This window comes from Erythrobacter sp. JB2-19, assembly GCF_057365005.1.
On record NZ_CP200290.1, the window covers coordinates 226,212 to 244,623 of the forward strand.

Below are 18,412 nucleotides of genomic sequence, written 5' to 3' on the forward strand. Positions count from 1 at the left end.
ATTTTCGTCAGGGCTTGGCAAACGCGGCCAGCCTCGCTAACCCCGAATCAGGCAATTGATCGGCACGGGCTGCAAATCAATTGGTCTAGCTCCGTATGAAAGCATGGATTTGCCGCGTGGATACCCCCGGCTCGTACAGCGCGGAGCGCGCGCCAAGATTGAAAGTGGCGTTTGGACGAGGGGTCTACTGGTCATGGTAAAATGAAAAATTTGCCTGAGAGCCGTAAATGAGGATGAATTTCCTTGAATAACAATCGTAATAATCGTCGCCGCGGTCGCGGTAATCGCAATCAAGGCGGCGGCAATCAGCTAAACCGGATCGACAGCAGGGCACGCGGTAACGCGCCGCAATTGCTCGATAAATACAAGAAACTGGCGCAAGATGCTCAGCATCACGGCGACCGGGTTCAAGCTGAATACTATTTGCAATTTGCCGATCATTATCTGCGTGTAATCGCTGATAATAAGGCCCGTCAGGACGAAGCGCGCGCCAAACGCCAGGAAGAGCGCGGCCAGTCAGGTGAGGACGGCGATGAGGATGAAGACGGTGAAAACCGTCGCCGTTCGCGCCGGCCACGTTCACGCCGGGATGAACAGGCAAATGACCAGCAATCTGACAGCGACAATGGCCCCGAAGCGGATGCGGGTGATGTAAGCTCGGATGACGTAGGCGAGGAAGAACCCAAGCGCCGCACGCGTAAGCCGCGCGGTGAAGGTCAGTCGGAAGGTCGCACCACGCGCCGGAAACCTCGCGAGCCGCGCAAACCCAAGAGCGATAACAAAGTTGCTGATGAAATTGACGCCTCTGTTCTTCCGCCAGCGATTGGCGGGGACACACCGAGCGAAGAAGGCAGCGGCGACAGTTTGGAAACCGTGGACCAATAGAGCCTTAAGGCCGGGATGATCGCGGGAAAAGCAGCCAATATGCGAGCCATCATTGATCGCTGGATTGGTATTGTCCGCGCGCATCCCAATTGGACCACATTACTGCTGGCCGCACTGGCCGCACTGGGTTTCCCACCCCTTGGATGGTGGCCGGTTACCCTAGTCGCTGTGTCTGCCTTTATCGTCTTGCTGAGCAATGCTGCCAATTGGCGCAGAGCCGCTCTGCTTGGCTGGCTGTTCGGTTGGTCACATCTGACCCTGGCCAATAATTGGATTGCGACGGCGTTCACCTACCAGGCGGAGATGCCGCAGTTCCTTGGCTGGCTCGCCGTACCGTTGCTATGCGTTTACTTGGCTCTCTACCCAACCATTGCGGCTGTGATTGCCCATATCGCGGCGAGACGCGCTGGATTGCTCGCGTTCGGAATGGCGCTTGCCGCCGCTTGGATTGTGACGGAGTGGCTGCGCAGCTGGATCTTTACTGGCTATCCATGGCCGCCGCTCGGCCTATCTTTGCTGGGATCTTGGGGGCGGCCCGGACTGGCAATTTTGCTGCCATGGCTCGGCACCTATGCGCTTTCGGGATTGGTGATTTTGCTTGCTACGGGCCTCGCTCATCTTGCGCTTAACAAGGCGCAGATCAGCCTCGCCGTTTTGGTCGCGCTGATCTGTGCTGGAATGCTCTTTCCTTTGTCGAGCGTTCTCGAGCGCGAAGATGGCACAGTACCCTATGCTCTTATCCAGCCGCTGATCCCGCAACCAGAGATCAACGATCCGAGCAAGTTTGAAGAACAGTTTGCACTTATCACTCAGCTTACTTTGCCGGGGCGCGAGCATCCGAGGCTAGTGTTATGGCCAGAGAGCGGGGTGCCGGATTATCTCGAAGATGGCTATCCGCAACGATACTATGATCGGATGACGGCAGCGGGCGATCCAGAGTTCGCGCGCAATCGCATCGCGTCGATTATTGGTTCAAACTCACTGTTATTAACCGGTGTCGTGAATCTAGACCTCGCTGAGAAGAATGGGTTCATCCGCGCGGTCAGCGCAAGAAACTCTGTCATAGCCTTGGACGGTGCAGGTGACATTACGCAGCAATATGCCAAGGCGCACTTGGTGCCATATGGCGAATATTTGCCGATGCGCGGCCTACTGGAACCGCTCGGCCTTAGCCGTTTGGTGGCAGGCTCCATTGACTATCTGCCCGGACCCGGTCCGCGCACGCTCGATACTGGCTCGTTTGGCAAAGTGGGCATCCAGATTTGCTATGAGATCGTCTTTTCCGGACAAGTGGTGGACACCGCCAATCGCCCAGACTACCTGTTCAATCCGTCCAATGATGGATGGTTCGGCATTTGGGGACCGCCGCAGCATCTAGCCCAGGCCAGATTGCGGGCCATTGAAGAGGGTTTGCCTGTGCTTCGGTCCACCACAACCGGGATCAGCGCGGTGATCGATGCCGATGGTATTGTGCGACAGAGCATCGCAAGTGGCAAAGCAGACCGGCTCGATGGCTATGTGCCTAGCGCCAAACCACCGACCCTGTTCGCGCGTCTTGGCAATGCTCTTCCTCTTAGCTGGGCAGCGCTTCTGATCTTGCTGGCGCTGGGTGTATCTAGACTGGTTGCGCAACGTCGCGCTCCGAGTTAGGGCATATCAGACATAAAGAATTCCTTATATCCCGTGAATCTAACGCAGAGGTACCATGCGTAGCGAATATTTGTTCACATCAGAAAGCGTTTCTGAAGGCCACCCGGATAAGGTCTCTGACCAGATTTCCGACGCCATTGTCGATCTGTTTCTATCGAAGGATCCCGAAGCGCGGGTCGCCTGTGAAACCCTGACCACGACGCAGCGCGTTGTGCTCGCGGGCGAAATTCGCGCCAAGGGCATCTACGAAAATGGCGAGTGGGCTGAGGGTGCCCTGGACGAAATTGAACAGACGGTCCGGGCCACTGTGAAAGAGATTGGATATGCCCAGCCTGGATTTCATCATGAGACCCTGATCTTTGAAAATCATTTGCACGGTCAGTCGGCTGAAATTGCCATGGGCGTGGATGCCGGCTCTGAAGGCTCAAACAAAGACGAAGGCGCTGGTGATCAAGGTATCATGTTTGGCTTTGCCTGCGATGAAACACCTGATTTGATGCCCGCGACACTCGACTACAGCCACAAGATCTTGCAGCGCCTCGCGCGTGATCGCAAATCGGGCGCTGCTCCTTTTCTGGAACCGGATGCGAAAAGCCAAGTGACCTTGCGTTATCGCGATGGGAAGCCGGTGGCCTGCACGGCCATTGTGGTCTCTACGCAGCATGCCCCTGGCTATCACGAAGGTGAGAAAGAGGCAGAGCTCAAAGCCTACGTTAAAGGCGCGGTTGGTGCCGTCCTTCCAGATGGTTTCATCAGCGATGAGACGGTCTGGCACATTAACCCAACCGGCGCCTTTGAAATTGGCGGCCCGGATGGGGACGCTGGCCTGACCGGGCGCAAAATCATTGTCGATACCTATGGCGGCGCGAGCCCGCATGGTGGAGGTGCCTTTAGCGGCAAAGACCCGACCAAGGTTGATCGCAGTGCGGCCTATGTCACACGCTATCTGGCGAAGAATATCGTCGCAGCAGGACTGGCGAAGCGCTGCACTATTCAGCTCGCCTATGCGATTGGTGTTTCAAGGCCACTATCACTCTATGTCGACACCTTCGGTACCGGCACAGTCGGTGATGACCGTATCGAACAAGCGATCATCGGCATGGAGAGCCTTGGCGGTCTGACGCCGCGCGGCATTCGTACGCACCTTGGTCTGAATAAGCCGATCTATCTCAGAAGTGCGGCCTATGGTCATTTCGGCCGTCAGGCGGAGGGCGATTTCTTCCCATGGGAACGCACGGATCTGGTCGATACACTGAAGGCAGCGCTTACTTAAACGGACTAGCTATCTGCGACATCTGGGGTGTCTTCACCAAGCCTTGGTGATGGGCGATCCAGCGCCAATTCTGCATCAGAGAAAGTAAATGGACTGCGCACGCTCGGCTGTCCATCGAGCTCTACCTTTAGGCCACGCGCCTTCACTTGCGGGTCCGAAAACACGTGGTCAAGATCGTTGATCGGGCCAGCGGGCACTCCGGCGGCTGCACAGGCCTTTAGCAAGTCGTCGCGCGCCCAATTCGCAGTCTCATTAGCGATCATGACGTCAACCAGACCCCGATTGGCAATACGTGCTTCATTCGTCGCAAATCTCTTATCCTTGAGCAGATCATGACGCCTGAGCACGCTCAGCAGCTTGCGGAAGAGACCATCATTGGCGGGCGCAAGAACGACCGGGTCATCGCGAGTGGGGAATACGCCATAGGTGCTCACTTGAGCATGCGCATTGCCCATGCGCGGCGGCACCTGGCCCGTCGTGAAATAACTCGTCGCTTGATTGGCCAGCAAGGCGACAGAGCAATCGAGCAAGCTCATATCGATCCATTGACCTTTGCCAGTGCGCTCTCGCATGAGCAATGCAGCCTGGATGGCGTTGGCAGCATAGAGGCCGCATGTAAGATCGGAGATCGATACGCCATGTTTCATGGGCTCCCCGCTCGGCTCCCCGGTTAGCGACATGAAACCGCTCATCGCTTGGATGACAAAGTCGTATCCGGGTTCATCGCGCCTTGGCCCGTCTTGGCCGAACCCGCTGATGGAGCAATATGCGACCCTGGGGTTGGACTGAACGATATTTTCATAGTCTAAGGTGAATTTTGACAGCGTGCCCGGCTTGAAATTCTCCAGTACAACATCTGCCTCATCACACAGGTTACGCACGAGTTGGAGATCGTGTTCGACTGAAAAATCGGCTTTCACAGACCGCTTTCCGCGATTGCAGGCGTGGTAATAGGCGGCTTCGCGTTCAGTCGCTCTGTCCCGGCCTTCGCGCTCAATCCAAGGCGGACCCCACAACCGGGTGCCATCGCCCTGAGGGCTCTCAATCTTGATAACGTCAGCCCCAAGGTCAGCGAGAATTTGGCCCGCCCATGGTCCCGCCAATACGCGCGCCAACTCCACCACGCGCAGGCCCGCCAGTGGTGCGTTTGGATTTCGCGGATTTTCTAGCCACATTGCCTTCGAGCCTCAGGCTAGAGCCACTTCGTACTTTGCGCTTGTTTTGGCCGCGATTTCCGCTTCGCTGACACCAGGTGCCAGCTCAGTAAGGCGAAACGGGCTATCATGGTCTGTACGATGGAAGACGCCCAAATTCGTGATGATCATATCAACCACATTCTTACCGGTTAGCGGTAATGTGCATCCGGGGATGAACTTCGGATCGCCCGCTTTGCTGTTGTGATCCATCACCACGATGATCTTCTTCACCCCAGCAACCAGATCCATCGCACCGCCCATGCCCTTGATCATTTTGCCAGGAATCATCCAATTGGCGATGTCGCCGTTCTCGGCAACTTCCATGGCGCCGAGCACGGTCAGGTCAATGTGACCGCCGCGGATCATGGAAAAGCTGGTGGCGCTATCGAAATATGCTGAGTGCGGCAGCTCACTGATGGTTTGCTTGCCCGCGTTGATCAGGTCCGGGTCGACTTCATCATCATAGGGGAACGGCCCAATTCCAAGCATACCGTTCTCGCTTTGCAAGGTCACATGCATGCCTTCTGGAATGTGATTGGCGACCAATGTCGGGATGCCAATGCCAAGATTGACATAATAGCCGTCTTGCAATTCCTGCGCGGCGCGTGCTGCCATTTCGTCACGAGACCAACCGGTTTTTTCATCTGACATGTGTGTTGCTTTCAATTTTGATCAAGCACAGGGGGAATAAGGAACCAGCCATTGCCGATTATGGACTCGAGGGCAAAGGCGGCTTCGGGTTTCAAAAGATAATCATACAATTCGTCAAAGTCGCTGCGGGTGTCGCCAGCAATGGCAACGATGCAATGGGTCTCAGACAATTCGCCGCGCCGTGTTTGTTTGCGGTCGGCCTGATATCGCATTAGCAGCAGGTTGTCCGATTTGTCCGGATCAAGACCAGAGGCATGCAGGGCGCGCCGCACTTTGCCCGCATCGGCTGCAGAATTGGCGGAGAGCCAGGTTATCTCAAGGCCCAGCGCCCGCAGGTTAGCCAAACCTTCTGCGAGAGCGGGTTGAGCGTTTGGCGCGTTTGGCGGTGTGAACAGGCCATCGCCTGGGTCTAAGTCGATCAGCACGGTTGGTGTGCGTTCTCCGCAGTCGTCGCGCTTGCCATCAAGTGCTGGCGGATTGGTGAGGACCGCCGTGCTAGCTCGCGGAGCATCCTCATCCGTTTGCCGCAATATCTGCCCCGCCTGGTCGCTTGCATAAGCGATCAGGGCTGCATATTCGCTACTAATTGGTGCTGACGTATCAGGAGAGCCAGGTGTTGCTATCCGTTTATCCGGTGTGAAAGCGCTCTCATCGATGATGGTGCCTTCAGGCGCTCCCCGTTCGATCTCCACGCGCGGGTCTGGTTCATCCGCTTCCTGTCTGTCACGGTCGGCGTTCGCTCCGGCAAGGGCTCCTCCCGCAACGACAGGAATGACCGCCGCAACACAGCCATTGAGCGCGAATGCTGCGACGAGCATTCCGGCTATCAAGGGCGAGCGGTGGGAGAACATCTATCAGCCTTTAGCGCTAGCCGCCGCTATTCAGGCGCTGAAGCGTTCGCGCGTCGTGCGGAATTCAATTTGTTTATCGTAGGGTGCGCCCAGGACCAGGCGCTGCACGAACACACCGGGCAAATGGATTTCATCGGGACTCAGTTCACCGACAGGAACGATTTCCTCGACCTCTGCTATGCAGACCTTGCCGCAAGTCGCGGCGGGCTGGTTGAAATTGCGCGCTGTCTTACGAAACACAAGGTTTCCTGTCTCATCCGCTTTCCATGCCTTTACGATGGCAAGGTCGGCAAATATCCCATGTTCGAGGATGTAGGTCTCCCCATCAAAGTTTTTATGCTCTTTGTCCTTGGCTACCTCGGTGCCCACACCGGTTTTGGTATAAAAGCCCGGTATACCTGCACCGCCTGCGCGCATGCGCTCGGCCAGCGTGCCTTGTGGGCAGAACTCCACCTCAAGCTCGCCAGCAAGAAATTGCCGCTCAAACTCTTTATTTTCACCAACATATGAGCTGATCATTTTTGCGACCTGCTTGGTCCGTAGCAGCTTGCCGATGCCTTCGTTATCGATCCCGGCATTGTTGCTGGCGAATGTCAGGCCGGTTACGCCGCTGTCGCGGATCGCATCTAGGAGTCGTTCTGGAATGCCGCACAGACCAAATCCCCCGGCGGCGATCAGCATGTCATTTGTGATCACACCTTCAAGAGCGTTCGCTGCATCTGGAAAAAGCTTGTTCATGGATGGGGCTGGCCTTGATTGAGGTTGATTGTTGGTCTGTCGATTAGTCGTTTGAGGATTGGCTGTCACCACCTGACCGTGCGCTTTGGTGAGCTGTCTGGGTCAAGTCTAGAGTTTCGAGTAGTATGATTGCTTGGTGGCGATTTGGATGGATTGTTGCATACGTATGCGAACATTGCACTGCAACATTTCAGACGGTCTACAAAGCTCAAGGCGGCGGCATAACATGACAGTTTTGCGACAATTGCAACTCTTATGTCTATTAAAATTAGATACTTGAGACCATTATAGATAGAGATTGTTGCATTTTCTGCAATTTTAAATGCGCCTTTCGCACTTGCACAAAATAGCCCGTTTCTGCATATGACTGCCATGCCTAACAGGCATCCTCTCCCAAACTTTTAAGCCCGGTCTTTGGACCGGGCTTTTTCTTTGGGCGCGCGTTTTCTCCCTTTGACGCAACTCCCGGTCCGCTCGTTGTTTTGCCTTGAGTCCACTATGAGGCACGGCGCTGTCCGTGCACATTTGCATTCCCACGCCAGTCTTCCTAGCTACAAGAGCCTGTAGTTAGAAAACCGCCCGAAGAGGAAGTGATGAATGGCTGATGCCGAAGCTGCGCCGCCGACCCGAACAACAAGGCTGCAAGTGGCGCCAGCCCGGCAGGAGGAATCGGGTCAGGGTATCGCGCGTATGCCGCGTTCAGCTTTCAAAACTCTCGGAATAACTGAAGGCGATATTGTTGAGATCGCTGGCAAAAGAACGACTGCCGCGATTGCCATGGCAGCCTACGCTGAGGACGACACGCTGGATGTGGTGCGGCTCGACGGTCTGCAACGCGGCAATGCAGAGGCTGGCTCTGGAGAAAAGGTAGAAATAAGCGCGGCCGAATCCCGCCCGGCGACACGGGTAGTCTTCGCACCAGCTCAGCGCGAGATGCGGTTGCAAGGGCCGACGCAGGCCTTGAAGCGGAACTTCTTCCGCCGTCCTTTGGTCGCAGGCGATTTGGTTGCAACCACCGGCCAACAACCGGTCCAGAACATGCCTTCTGACGTTCGCCAGATGCTCCGTGCGCCGGCCTATGCACTGACACAAATCCGACTGTCCGTTTTCGCCACTGTGCCTAAAGGCATCGTGCATATCGACGAAAATACCGAAGTCGAATTGCGAACCGAGTTTGAAGAGCCACGTGATGCTCGCGCCGTGGTCAATTACGACGATGTCGGTGGTATGTCCGATACGATTCAGGCGCTGCGCGAGATGGTGGAACTGCCGCTGCGCTATCCAGAGCTCTTTACCCGTCTGGGTGTCGATCCGCCAAAGGGCGTTTTGCTGCATGGCCCTCCTGGAACCGGTAAAACGCGCCTGGCTCAGGCTGTTGCGAACGAATCCGATGCTGAGTTTTTCACTATTAATGGCCCGGAGATTATGGGCTCCGGCTATGGTGAGAGCGAAAAGCGGCTGCGCGAGGTGTTTGAAGAAGCAACTCGCGCTGCACCCGCAATTGTTTTTATCGACGAAATCGACTCAATCGCGCCTAAGCGGCAGAACGTCCCTGGCGAGGCGGAGAAACGCCTGGTTGCGCAATTGCTCACTCTGATGGACGGCCTAGAAGCGCGTGCAAACCTTGTTGTGATCGCCGCGACCAATCGGCCAGATGCGATCGATGAAGCCTTGCGGCGCCCGGGCCGGTTTGACCGAGAAATCGTCATTGGTGTTCCCGACCAGGGGGGCGGCGCGAAATCCTGTCCATTCATACTCGCGGAATGCCGCTTGAAAGCGCGGTTGATCTGGATGAATTGTCCCGCGTTACTCACGGTTTCGTGGGTGCGGATCTGGCCGCCTTGGCGCGCGAGGCTGCAATTGATGCCGTCCGCCGGATTATGCCTAAGCTTGATCTTGATGCGCGGACGGTCCCGCCAGAGGTTCTCGAAGAGCTTTGTGTGACGCGCGAAGATTTCCTCGGTGCGTTGAAGCGGATTCAGCCGAGCGCGATGCGCGAGGTCATGGTTCAAATGCCCAATGTCAAATGGGACGACATTGGCGGCGTCGGCGACGCAATTGAGAAACTGAAAGAGGGTATTGAGCTACCGCTCAAGAAACCCGATGCGTTCCGTCGTCTGGGTATTCGTCCGGCCAAAGGCTTCCTGCTCTATGGCCCCCCCGGGACTGGTAAGACATTGCTGGCGAAGGCCGTTGCGAAAGAGGCCGAGGCGAACTTCATTTCGATGAAAAGCTCCGATCTTTTGTCAAAATGGTATGGCGAGAGCGAGCAACAAATCACTCGCATGTTTGCGCGTGCTCGTGCGGTTGCCCCGTGCGTCATCTTCATCGACGAGATTGATAGCCTCGTGCCTGCGCGTGGGTCGGGCCAAGGCGAACCGCAGGTAACCGGCCGCGTCGTGAACACCATTCTGGCTGAGATGGATGGTATGGAGGACTTGCAATCGGTCGTTGTGATTGGAGCTACCAATCGTCCGACTTTGGTGGATCCGGCGTTGCTCAGACCGGGCCGTTTCGACGAGTTGGTCTATGTCGGAACACCTGATCCGGAAGGTCGCGAGCATATCTTGCGGATCCACACGTCGAAGATGCCATTGGCTGATGATGTCGACCTATCCGTAGTGGCCAGCAAGACCGAGCGCTTCACTGGTGCGGACCTCGAAGATGTCGTGCGCAGGGCGGGCCTTAACGCGCTTCACCGCATGGGCAATGATGTTGAGACGGTGACCGCAAAGGACTTTGAAGAGGCACTCAAAGATTCGCGCGCGACGGTGACCGGCAAGATGGAGGCAGAATATCGCAAGATGCGCGGCGAGCTCAAAAAGCGGGCGGCTGAAGTCAATCCGATCGGCTTCTTGCAACCGGAGAAACTGGAACCAACCCGAGCCAAAAAGCACGAGTGATGCGCCGTTCTAAGTGAGCGTCAGTTTCCTTGCGCTCGTTCATTGGCGGATTGCACTTCGAGCCGGTGCCGGATCAACGCGTCGGGCTGGTTGGTTCGCAGCCAGGAAATCATGTGCTCGCGCGCTGCGCAGCGTAGGGTCCACAGATCGCCAATGGTTGCCGCGCTCATGGCCAAGCGCAGTTCCATGCTTTCTGGATAAGCTTCTGTCATCAGCATCGCGCAGGTGCGCCCATCAAACAGCTCGTGGGAGCCTACGAAGCGCTCAAATTCGGCGCGAATTGGCGGGACGTCAGCGGCTGGGTCAAGGTGCAGGAAGACCGGGCCGGTCAGCATTTCGCTCTTGCGTGACCAGTTTTCAAAACTGTTGTCGAGAAAGCGGGTTGTTGGGACGATCAGCGCTCTTTCGTCCCAGGTGCGAACTTTGACAAAGCTCATATGGATCTCTTCAACGCGGCCCACTTCGCCATCCACTTTGACCATATCGCCAAGCCGCATGGGCTCGGTCAAAGCGACCTGAAGTCCCGCAATCAGTGACTTCAGCGCAGGTTGAGCCGCGGCACCTACCGCTAGCGCAGCCAAGCCCGCTGACGCCAGCAGCGTTGTGCCAATGTCGCGAACGGCGGGAATGCCAAGGAGCATCAAGCCGACCGTGATAAAAATGATCGTAAACGTTGCCGTTCGGCTCAAAATGGCGATCCGGGTTTTGCGACTGCGCGTTGCTACGGGGTCGTTCGAGGCCTCCAGCCTCAGCTCCAACGCCGCGGTAAAGCCCTTCACCAGAGTGTAAGCGATCCAACCCAGCAGCGCCGGGCGCAGGAATTTGGCCAGCGGTTCCCAGATTGATTGCAATTCGGCGTTCATTTGCGCCGCGATCGTGATGCCGATCGCAATGAATGACCATTTGATCGGAAGGCGGACACGCTCAACGATCATCTCGTCCGCAGTTGTTTGGGACATTTTGGTCAGCTTGCCGACCGCACCATAGACGAGCCGGTAGATCAGGTATGCAATCCCGATTGCCAGCAACAGGGCGAGGCCAGCAACGCCCCATGCGAACCAATCGACGGTGAGATTTGCGGGATTGAATTGATCAAGCATGCTGCGCACCTATGCAGACGCGCACACGAATACAACCATGGATGCGCCCGCATGCTCGCTGCGCAGACATGGCGCGCAACCAACTAGTGCGCTGCATCCCAGCTTGGTCCGGTCCCGATTTCAATCTGCAATGGCACATCGAGCTTGATCGCAGGCAGCGCGGCTTCCGCCATCACGCGCTCGATAACCGGGCTGGCCTTGGCCACATCCTCTTCGGGTAGCTCGAACACCAATTCATCATGAACCTGCAGAAGCATACGAACATTGGGTAGGCCTGCTTCTTCCAAGGCGGGCAGCATACGCACCATTGCACGTTTGATAATGTCTGCGCTGGTGCCTTGTATGGGCGCATTGATGGCCGCGCGTTCGGAGCCTTGGCGTTCAGCCTGGTTCTTTGACTTGATCCGGGGGAACCAAGTCTTTCGCCCGAACAGGGTCTCGGAATATCCGCGCTCGCGCACCGTCTCCAGCGTTTCCAAGATGTATCTCTGGATGCCGGGAAAGCGCTTGAAATAAGTGTCGATCATGGCTTGCGCTTCGTCCGGTTCTACTTCCAATCTGCCCGCCAGCCCCCAGCGCGATATGCCGTAAAGAATAGCAAAATTGATCGTCTTTGCCTGGGCGCGGGTATCTCTGGTTACTTCGCCGAACATCTCGTTCGCAGTGCGTGAGTGGATGTCTTCGCCTGAGGCAAAGGCTTCCTTGAGTGTGCCAACATCGGCCATATGCGCGGCCAGTCGCAATTCGATTTGCGAATAGTCAGCGGCAAGCAGGACGTTACCGGGCTCGGGCACAAAGGCTTCGCGGATCTGGCGTCCAATAGCGGTTCTGATCGGAATGTTCTGTAGGTTCGGATCGGTGGAAGACAGCCGGCCTGTTTGTGCGCCAACCAAGCTATAGCTTGTGTGCACGCGGTCGGTCTTGGGATTGATCGCTTGTTGCAAAGCGTCGGTGTAGGTTGATTTGAGCTTCGCTAATTGGCGCCATTCGAGCACTTTGTTGGCGATCTCTGCGCCTTGGCCAGCAAGTTTCTCCAGCGTGCTGTGATCGGTTGAATATTGTCCGCTCTTGCCTTTACGCCCCCCTTATAGCCGAGCTTATCAAACAGGATTTCGCCCAATTGCTTCGGGCTGCCAACGGTGAATTCTTGCCCGGCGTCAGCATGAATTTGTTTCTCGAGAGAGGCTATTTCTGTCGCGAATTCCTCGGACAGCTTTGCCAACCGTGCACGGTCGACCTTGATACCCTCACGCTCGATCGCTGCGACAATTGGAATCAGTGGCCGGTCAACCCGCTCGTAAATTTGCGAGCCGCCTTCTGATGAGAGGCGCGGTTTGAGATGCTGATAGAGCCGCCACGTTACATCGGCATCTTCGGCGGCATATTCGGTCGCACGGTCGAGCGGGACCTCGCCAAATGGGATTTGCTTCTTGCCGGTTCCGCAGACTTCTTTGAATGACAATGGCGTGTGATCGAGATGGCGGACGGAAAGATCATCCATTCCATGCCCGCCGCCAAGGCCTTGTTCACCGCGCCCAGCATCCAGAGCAAAGCTCATCACCATTGTGTCTTCGATCGGACTGACGGCCAGGCCGTATTGTGCAAGAACGTTGAGGTCATATTTGCCGTTCTGGAAGATTTTCAGAACGGCATCAGCTTCGAACAAAGGTCTCAGCGCAGCGAGCGCGGCGTTGCGGTCCACTTGTTCTGGCTTCTCTGAGAGCAGATCCACACCGCCATGAGCGAGCGGGATATAGCAGGCATCGTTTGGACCCAACGCAAGGCTGACGCCGACAAGCTCAGCCTGCATCGCATCAAGCGAGGATGTTTCGGTGTCGACAGCCACCTTTCGCGCTGCAAACGCACGAGAAACCCAGTCCTCCAGACGTTCCATGGTCTGCACCGTTTCATAGGCGCTGCGGTCAACGGCTGGCATCTCAGGAAGTGCCTGGCTGCTGCCATCTTCCGTGCCTGCATCGCCCGCTGTTTCGGCTTTGGCAGGATCCAGGTTTGTCGCGCGTTCAGGGCTACCGCTGCCCGCTCCGAGGCGTTTCAGCAGGCTGGTGAAACCATGCTTTTGGAGAAAGGCCGCCAGCGGTTCAGCAGGCACACTTTCGAGCTTAAAGCCATCAAGCGGTTGCGGCAGATCGGCATCTTCCTTGAGCGCCACCAGCACGCGGCTTAACTCTGCTTCCTCGCGCCCGCCGAGTAATCGCTCCTGCAGCTTAGACTTCTTCATGTCTGGTGCCGAATCCAGAGCTGCGCCGAGCGAACCGTGTTCAGCGATGAGTTTGCTCGCTGTCTTTGGGCCGACACCATAAATGCCGGGAACATTGTCGACGCTATCGCCCATCAGAGCGAGAACATCGCCAACCAGTTCAGGGACGACGCCGAATTTTTCCTCGACCTCAGGGATATAGATGCGCTGGTTTTTCATCGTGTCGAGCATGTCGACCCGTCCGCCGCTGCGCTCACCCACCAATTGCATTAAATCCTTGTCAGACGACACAATGGTCACATTCCAACCTTGTGCCTGCGCCGCCCGAGCATAGGAGGCAATCAGATCGTCCGCCTCCAATCCCTCTTGCTCAATGCAAGGCAGGCTAAACGCCCTTGTCGCATCCCGAATAAGCGGGAATTGCGGCACCAAGTCTTCCGGTGGAGGAGGGCGGTTTGCCTTATACTCTGGATAAATATCGTTGCGGAATGATTTGGATGAGGCATCCAGAATGACCGCCATGTGAGTCGGACCATCGGCTTGGTCGAGGTCTTCGGCTAACTTCCAAAGCATGGTGGTGTAACCATAGACTGCGCCGACCGGCGTTCCCTCGGGATCGGTCAGAGGAGGCAGGCGGTGATACGCCCTGAAAATATAGGATGAACCATCGACGAGATAGAGGTGCTGTTGCTCGGCCATGATGCGGTGCTAGCACCGCGCAAGGCAGGTGATAAGCCGGTTTGGTCGAGGCAAGGCGGCTATCACCCACGCAATAGTGAGCAACGACAGAACGGGCGGCAAATAAGGCGGAAAAATGGCGAAAAAGGCGATTTGACCTTGCGTTGCCATAAAGTTGCCACTATTTAGGATCTCGAAGCCGGGCGTTCTAGACTTGGCTTTGGCATTCTCCGGGGGGACCGGATGTGCTTAACACACTCGCTGGATAAGGAATTGAATCCTATGCGTAAAATTATTCTTGCTGCCGCTGTTGCTGGTTCGGCTCTTGGCCTTGCTGCATGCTCTGAAACCGCTGAACAAGCTGGTGAAACCGTTGACGCGATGGCCGCTGACGCAACTTCTGTTGTCGAAGACGGCGCGGAAGCTGTTGAAGGCGCTGCTGATGCGACTGCAGAAGCTGCTGGCGATGCAGTTGATGCAACTGGCGAAGCTGCCGAAGGCGCTGCTGCTGAAGTAACTGAAGCTGCTGAAGGCGCTGCCGAAGCTGCTGAAGAAGCAATGACCGGCGAAGCTGCTGAGTAATTCAGCCTTTTAGCTTTAGCTAATTAGATTGAGGGCGGTGCCAGATAGGTGCCGCCCTTTTTCTATGCGCCGCGTTTTCTATCCGTCAGGTTTCCGACGTGCTCAGCCACCAGTGTGCGGAGCGTTTGTCCAATTTTGCTGATTGCGCGCTTTGGCTCCGAAGCCATCATAAAGCGCACGCGCAATTGCGGCGATCCGGCGTTCGCGGGCCAGTCGTGACCCTTGTCCTGTGACATAAATGGCGACGGCAATTGCACGGCCATCTGGTGCTTCGATAATGCCAATATCGCTCGATGTGTTATTGAGCGAACCTGTCTTGTGACTGACCCGTGCATCCGCCGGCATGTTCGCTACGATGCGGCGCTTACCGGTGCGAGTGCGGCTCATCGCGCCAAGCAGGACACGGCGGCTTTGCGCGGATAGGAAGTCTCCGCGATAGAGACCTTGGAGCAACTGGATCATCGCTTTGGGTGTCGCCGAATCCCGCGGATCAATCCATGCAGCTGGATCATATTCCCCATCATCGCGGACCAAAGTGGCGATATCACGGTCAATGCTGAAGTTCTCAATGCCTTGGCGGCGTACCCAATCATTGACGCGTTCTGGCCCGCCAACTGCGGCGAGCAAAGCATCGGTCGCCGGATTGCTAGAGCGAGTGATCATAATCTCGATGAGATCGATCGCCTGCATGTAATTGCCTTTGCGCACGGGCGCAGCGGCGCTTGAATATTTGGCCGAACGGATCGGAATGAGCAGCGGGAACTCGCTTGTCAGCGAATAGCGTCCCTGCTCAACCATCTCGAGATAGGCGCCGGCGACCGCAATCTTGCTGGTCGATGCCATTGGGAACAACTGGTCACCCAACACATAAAGCTGGTCGCCCGTTGCAAGGTCGACAGCAGCAACTCCGATGCGTCCTTTGTCGCCGTCGGCGAGTTCAGCAATCCGCTGCTCAAAGCCGGAGGCATAAACGGCCTCAAAACTCTGCGGGTCACGAACATTAGTTCCCAACGCATTGTCAAAGCTGGCAAGCAGCTCATTACCTTGCGCAGATGCTGGACTGGAGATCAGGAGTGTGGCCGCTAAGCCTGCGAAAAGTGGTGCGAGACGACGTTTGAACATGAAGCGAATATACTCAACTAGGGTTATCGGAGGCTTAACAATTGGCGATTCGCCGCGGCAAGCTTTAGTTTCATCGCTCGCGATGAACGGTGTGTCGCAAGCGACCGGATTCGCTGGACACCAGCCAAGGCGGCGTGGGTTATCACTCTATGGATCGATTACGAGGTTCGTACCGCGCCGGCTGCGCATTGCGACGCGTTGATTGATCTTGACTGTAGCGAGCGCCTCGGCAGTGTGATCGTCAAGCTTTGAACAGGGTATATTTCTAATGATTCGCACAACACAGATCGTAAAAACTTCAAGCTTCGCGATTACTGGGCTTTTGCTTAGCACATCGAGCATTGCGCTGTCGCAAGACGCTCTGATTGTGCAGCCTGGCGCACCTGGGCAGGAAGGCCGCGTGCTGAGCGCCGATGAGGCAACCCAGATTGCAGCGACTACGCATTCACCGGCTGACGTTGGCTTCATGCAAGGTATGATTGTACACCATCAACAAGCGGTAGATATGGCGGTTCTGGTGAAAGACCGCACGAACCGCGAAGAAGTCGTAACGCTTGCTGGCCGGATCGAAGCAAGCCAAGCTGATGAAATCAAGTTCATGGAAGGTTGGCTGAAAGATCGCGGCGAGCCGACTGAATTGCCCGGTCATGCTAGCCACGCGGCGCACATGCATCACATGATGGCCGGCATGGCTAGCCCGGATCAAATGGCGGCTTTGGCAGCCGCCTCGGGGGTCGAGTTTGACCGACAATTCCTCACTCTGATGATCGCTCACCATGAGGGCGCGATCGACATGGTCGAAGACTTGCTCGACCAGCCCGGCAGCGCAGCTGATCCGGTCTTGTTCAAGTTCGCAAGTGATGTGGATAGCGACCAAACCAGCGAAATCGACAAGATGAACCTCGTTCTGGCCAGTCTCTCTGCCGATCCCCGTGCGACATTGAAAGCTGGTTTTGCAGATGCAGGAGAGGCAATCCTCAACCTGCGTAAGGTGGCCAGCCTATCCAAACCCGCTGGTTTCTTTGACCCGGCGAATCCCGCCGATTTGCGGCCAGCCATTCCTGATGAGGAAAAGGACAAAGCCGACAAGACAGCTGATGAAGCAGTAAAGGAAACTGACCCCAAAGCAGACGCACAGCCGGCCGAGGATACACCGCTGCGCGAAGAGGAAGAAGACCTCACAAAGTTCGCTGAGCGCTCACCACTGCTCGATTTTGCCAACACCGACATGGCCTTCTTCGACGATATCATGGTCGCTGGCAGCTATCACGGATTTAACATCTACAAGCTGAGCGAGGATGGCGCGCCAAACCTTATGAGCTCAGTCGTATGTCCCGGCGGCCAAGGGGACGTGTCGGTTGTGGGTGACATCCTGGTGATGAGCGTTGAGCAAACGCGGGGGCGCGTCGATTGCGGTCTGCAAGGCGTGGTTGAAGATGTGAGCAAAGAACGTTTTCGCGGGCTTCGCATCTTCGATATCTCAGACCTTGCCCGTCCGCGCCAAGTCGGCGGCGTACAGACCTGCCGGGGCAGCCATACACACTCCATCGTCAGCGCCGATGACACAAAGATTATCGTCTACAATTCCGGCACCTCAAGCATTCGGGAAGAAGATGAGCTGACTGGCTGTGTTGGCGATATTGCCGGGGATACTCGGACGGCTCTGTTCAGCATTGATGTGATCGAAATTCCGCTTGCTGACCCGTCTCAGTCGCGCATCGTAAAATCGCCGCGCGTCTTCGCTGATCCAGAAACCGGAAGTATCGCTGGCCTTTGGACTGGCGGCGATAGTGGCGAAGGTACTCAGGATACGCGCCCGACCGACGAATGCCACGATATCACGGTCTTCCCGAGCAAGAATATCGCTGCAGGTGCGTGCTCGGGCAATGGCATTTTGTTCGACATTTCTGATCCGATGAACCCGGTGCGGATTGATGCGGTGTTCGACAAAGGTTTTGCCTATTGGCACTCCGCAACGTTCAACAATGACGGTACGAAAGTGATCTTCACCGATGAATGGGGCGGCGGCGGACGTGCGCGTTGCCGCGCATCTGACCCGATGACTTGGGGCGCGAATGCGATCTACGATATCGTAGAGGGCAAGCTTGAGTTTCGCAGTCACTACAAAATGCCTGCGCCGCAAGGCGACAAGGAAAACTGTGTTGCGCACAATGGTTCGATCGTTCCGGTTCCGGGCCGCGACTTGTTCGTCCAATCCTGGTATCAGGGCGGGATCAGCGTAATGGATTTCACCGACAGTTCGCAGCCGGTTGAAATCGCCTATTTTGATCGCGGCCCAATTGATGAAGAGCAATTGGTGGTCGGCGGCTATTGGTCGTCCTATTGGTACAATGGACGGATTTATGGGACCGAGATCACGCGCGGTATTGATGTGTTTGCGCTTGAACCAAGTGAGTTCCTAACCGCTGACGAAATCGCTGCAGCAGAAGCAGCCAGTTATGCCAATACGCGGTTCAACCCGCAGACCCAGACAGAGGTCACTTGGGATGCGGACGTGATCGAGGCCGCAGCGAACAGCCGCAGCGGCGGCTAACTCTAAGCTTC

At 56.3% G+C, this 18,412-nt stretch carries 11 protein-coding genes and 2 pseudogenes; 6 read left to right on the plus strand and 7 right to left on the minus strand.

Going from position 1 to position 18,412, the window contains the following annotated elements; translation table 11 throughout:
• The first annotated feature begins 243 nt into the window (after positions 1-243).
• The 3 genes from AC0V6O_RS01150 to metK are packed head-to-tail and all read left to right on the plus strand — an operon-like array spanning position 244 to position 3,808.
• Positions 244-885, plus strand: a complete 642-nt coding sequence (locus AC0V6O_RS01150; RefSeq protein ID WP_486141144.1) for a DUF4167 domain-containing protein — start codon at positions 244-246, stop codon at positions 883-885.
• A 15-nt stretch (positions 886-900) separates the two neighbouring features.
• Positions 901-2,535: an apolipoprotein N-acyltransferase gene (lnt, locus tag AC0V6O_RS01155; protein ID WP_486141145.1), complete on the plus strand. Its 1,635-nt coding sequence runs from the start codon at positions 901-903 to the stop codon at positions 2,533-2,535.
• Positions 2,536-2,590: 55 nt separating this feature from the next.
• Positions 2,591-3,808 carry a methionine adenosyltransferase gene (gene metK / locus AC0V6O_RS01160; RefSeq protein WP_486141146.1) on the plus strand — a complete coding sequence of 406 codons (1,218 nt, stop codon included), beginning with the start codon at positions 2,591-2,593 and terminating at the stop codon, positions 3,806-3,808.
• A 5-nt stretch (positions 3,809-3,813) separates the two neighbouring features.
• Here metK and AC0V6O_RS01165 read toward each other — a convergent pair whose 3' ends face one another.
• The 4 genes from AC0V6O_RS01165 to AC0V6O_RS01180 form a co-directional block, all read right to left on the minus strand.
• Positions 3,814-4,983, minus strand: a complete 1,170-nt coding sequence (locus tag AC0V6O_RS01165; protein WP_486141147.1) for a CaiB/BaiF CoA transferase family protein — start codon at positions 4,981-4,983, stop codon at positions 3,814-3,816.
• A 12-nt stretch (positions 4,984-4,995) separates the two neighbouring features.
• Positions 4,996-5,655 carry a CoA transferase subunit B gene (locus AC0V6O_RS01170; protein WP_486141148.1) on the minus strand — a complete coding sequence of 220 codons (660 nt, stop codon included), beginning with the start codon at positions 5,653-5,655 and terminating at the stop codon, positions 4,996-4,998.
• A gap of 11 nt (positions 5,656-5,666) precedes the next feature.
• On the minus strand, positions 5,667-6,473 hold the full coding sequence (locus tag AC0V6O_RS01175) for a hypothetical protein (protein ID WP_486141149.1): 807 nt from the start codon (positions 6,471-6,473) through the stop codon (positions 5,667-5,669).
• A gap of 63 nt (positions 6,474-6,536) precedes the next feature.
• A complete protein-coding gene (locus tag AC0V6O_RS01180) occupies positions 6,537-7,244 on the minus strand; it encodes a CoA transferase subunit A (protein ID WP_486141150.1) in 708 nt (235 codons plus the stop codon).
• Positions 7,245-7,841: 597 nt separating this feature from the next.
• Here AC0V6O_RS01180 and AC0V6O_RS01185 point away from each other — a divergent pair.
• A pseudogene (locus AC0V6O_RS01185) lies at positions 7,842-10,147 on the plus strand (CDC48 family AAA ATPase).
• A 20-nt stretch (positions 10,148-10,167) separates the two neighbouring features.
• Here AC0V6O_RS01185 and AC0V6O_RS01190 read toward each other — a convergent pair.
• A complete protein-coding gene (locus AC0V6O_RS01190) occupies positions 10,168-11,247 on the minus strand; it encodes a mechanosensitive ion channel family protein (protein WP_486141151.1) in 1,080 nt (359 codons plus the stop codon).
• 83 nt (positions 11,248-11,330) lie between these two features.
• A pseudogene (gene polA, locus AC0V6O_RS01195) lies at positions 11,331-14,164 on the minus strand (DNA polymerase I).
• Between the two features lie 261 nt (positions 14,165-14,425).
• On the opposite strand from polA, the gene AC0V6O_RS01200 reads away from it, so the two are divergent.
• On the plus strand, positions 14,426-14,725 hold the full coding sequence (locus AC0V6O_RS01200; RefSeq protein WP_472640419.1) for a hypothetical protein: 300 nt from the start codon (positions 14,426-14,428) through the stop codon (positions 14,723-14,725).
• A 102-nt stretch (positions 14,726-14,827) separates the two neighbouring features.
• Here AC0V6O_RS01200 and AC0V6O_RS01205 read toward each other — a convergent pair whose 3' ends face one another.
• Entirely contained in the window at positions 14,828-15,847 is a 1,020-nt protein-coding gene (locus AC0V6O_RS01205) for a serine hydrolase (protein ID WP_486141152.1), read from the minus strand.
• Between the two features lie 268 nt (positions 15,848-16,115).
• Between AC0V6O_RS01205 and AC0V6O_RS01210 the strand changes: the two genes are divergently transcribed.
• Positions 16,116-18,401, plus strand: coding sequence for a DUF305 domain-containing protein (locus tag AC0V6O_RS01210; RefSeq protein ID WP_486141153.1), 2,286 nt, complete (start codon positions 16,116-16,118; stop codon positions 18,399-18,401).
• The last annotated feature ends 11 nt before the right edge of the window (positions 18,402-18,412 follow it).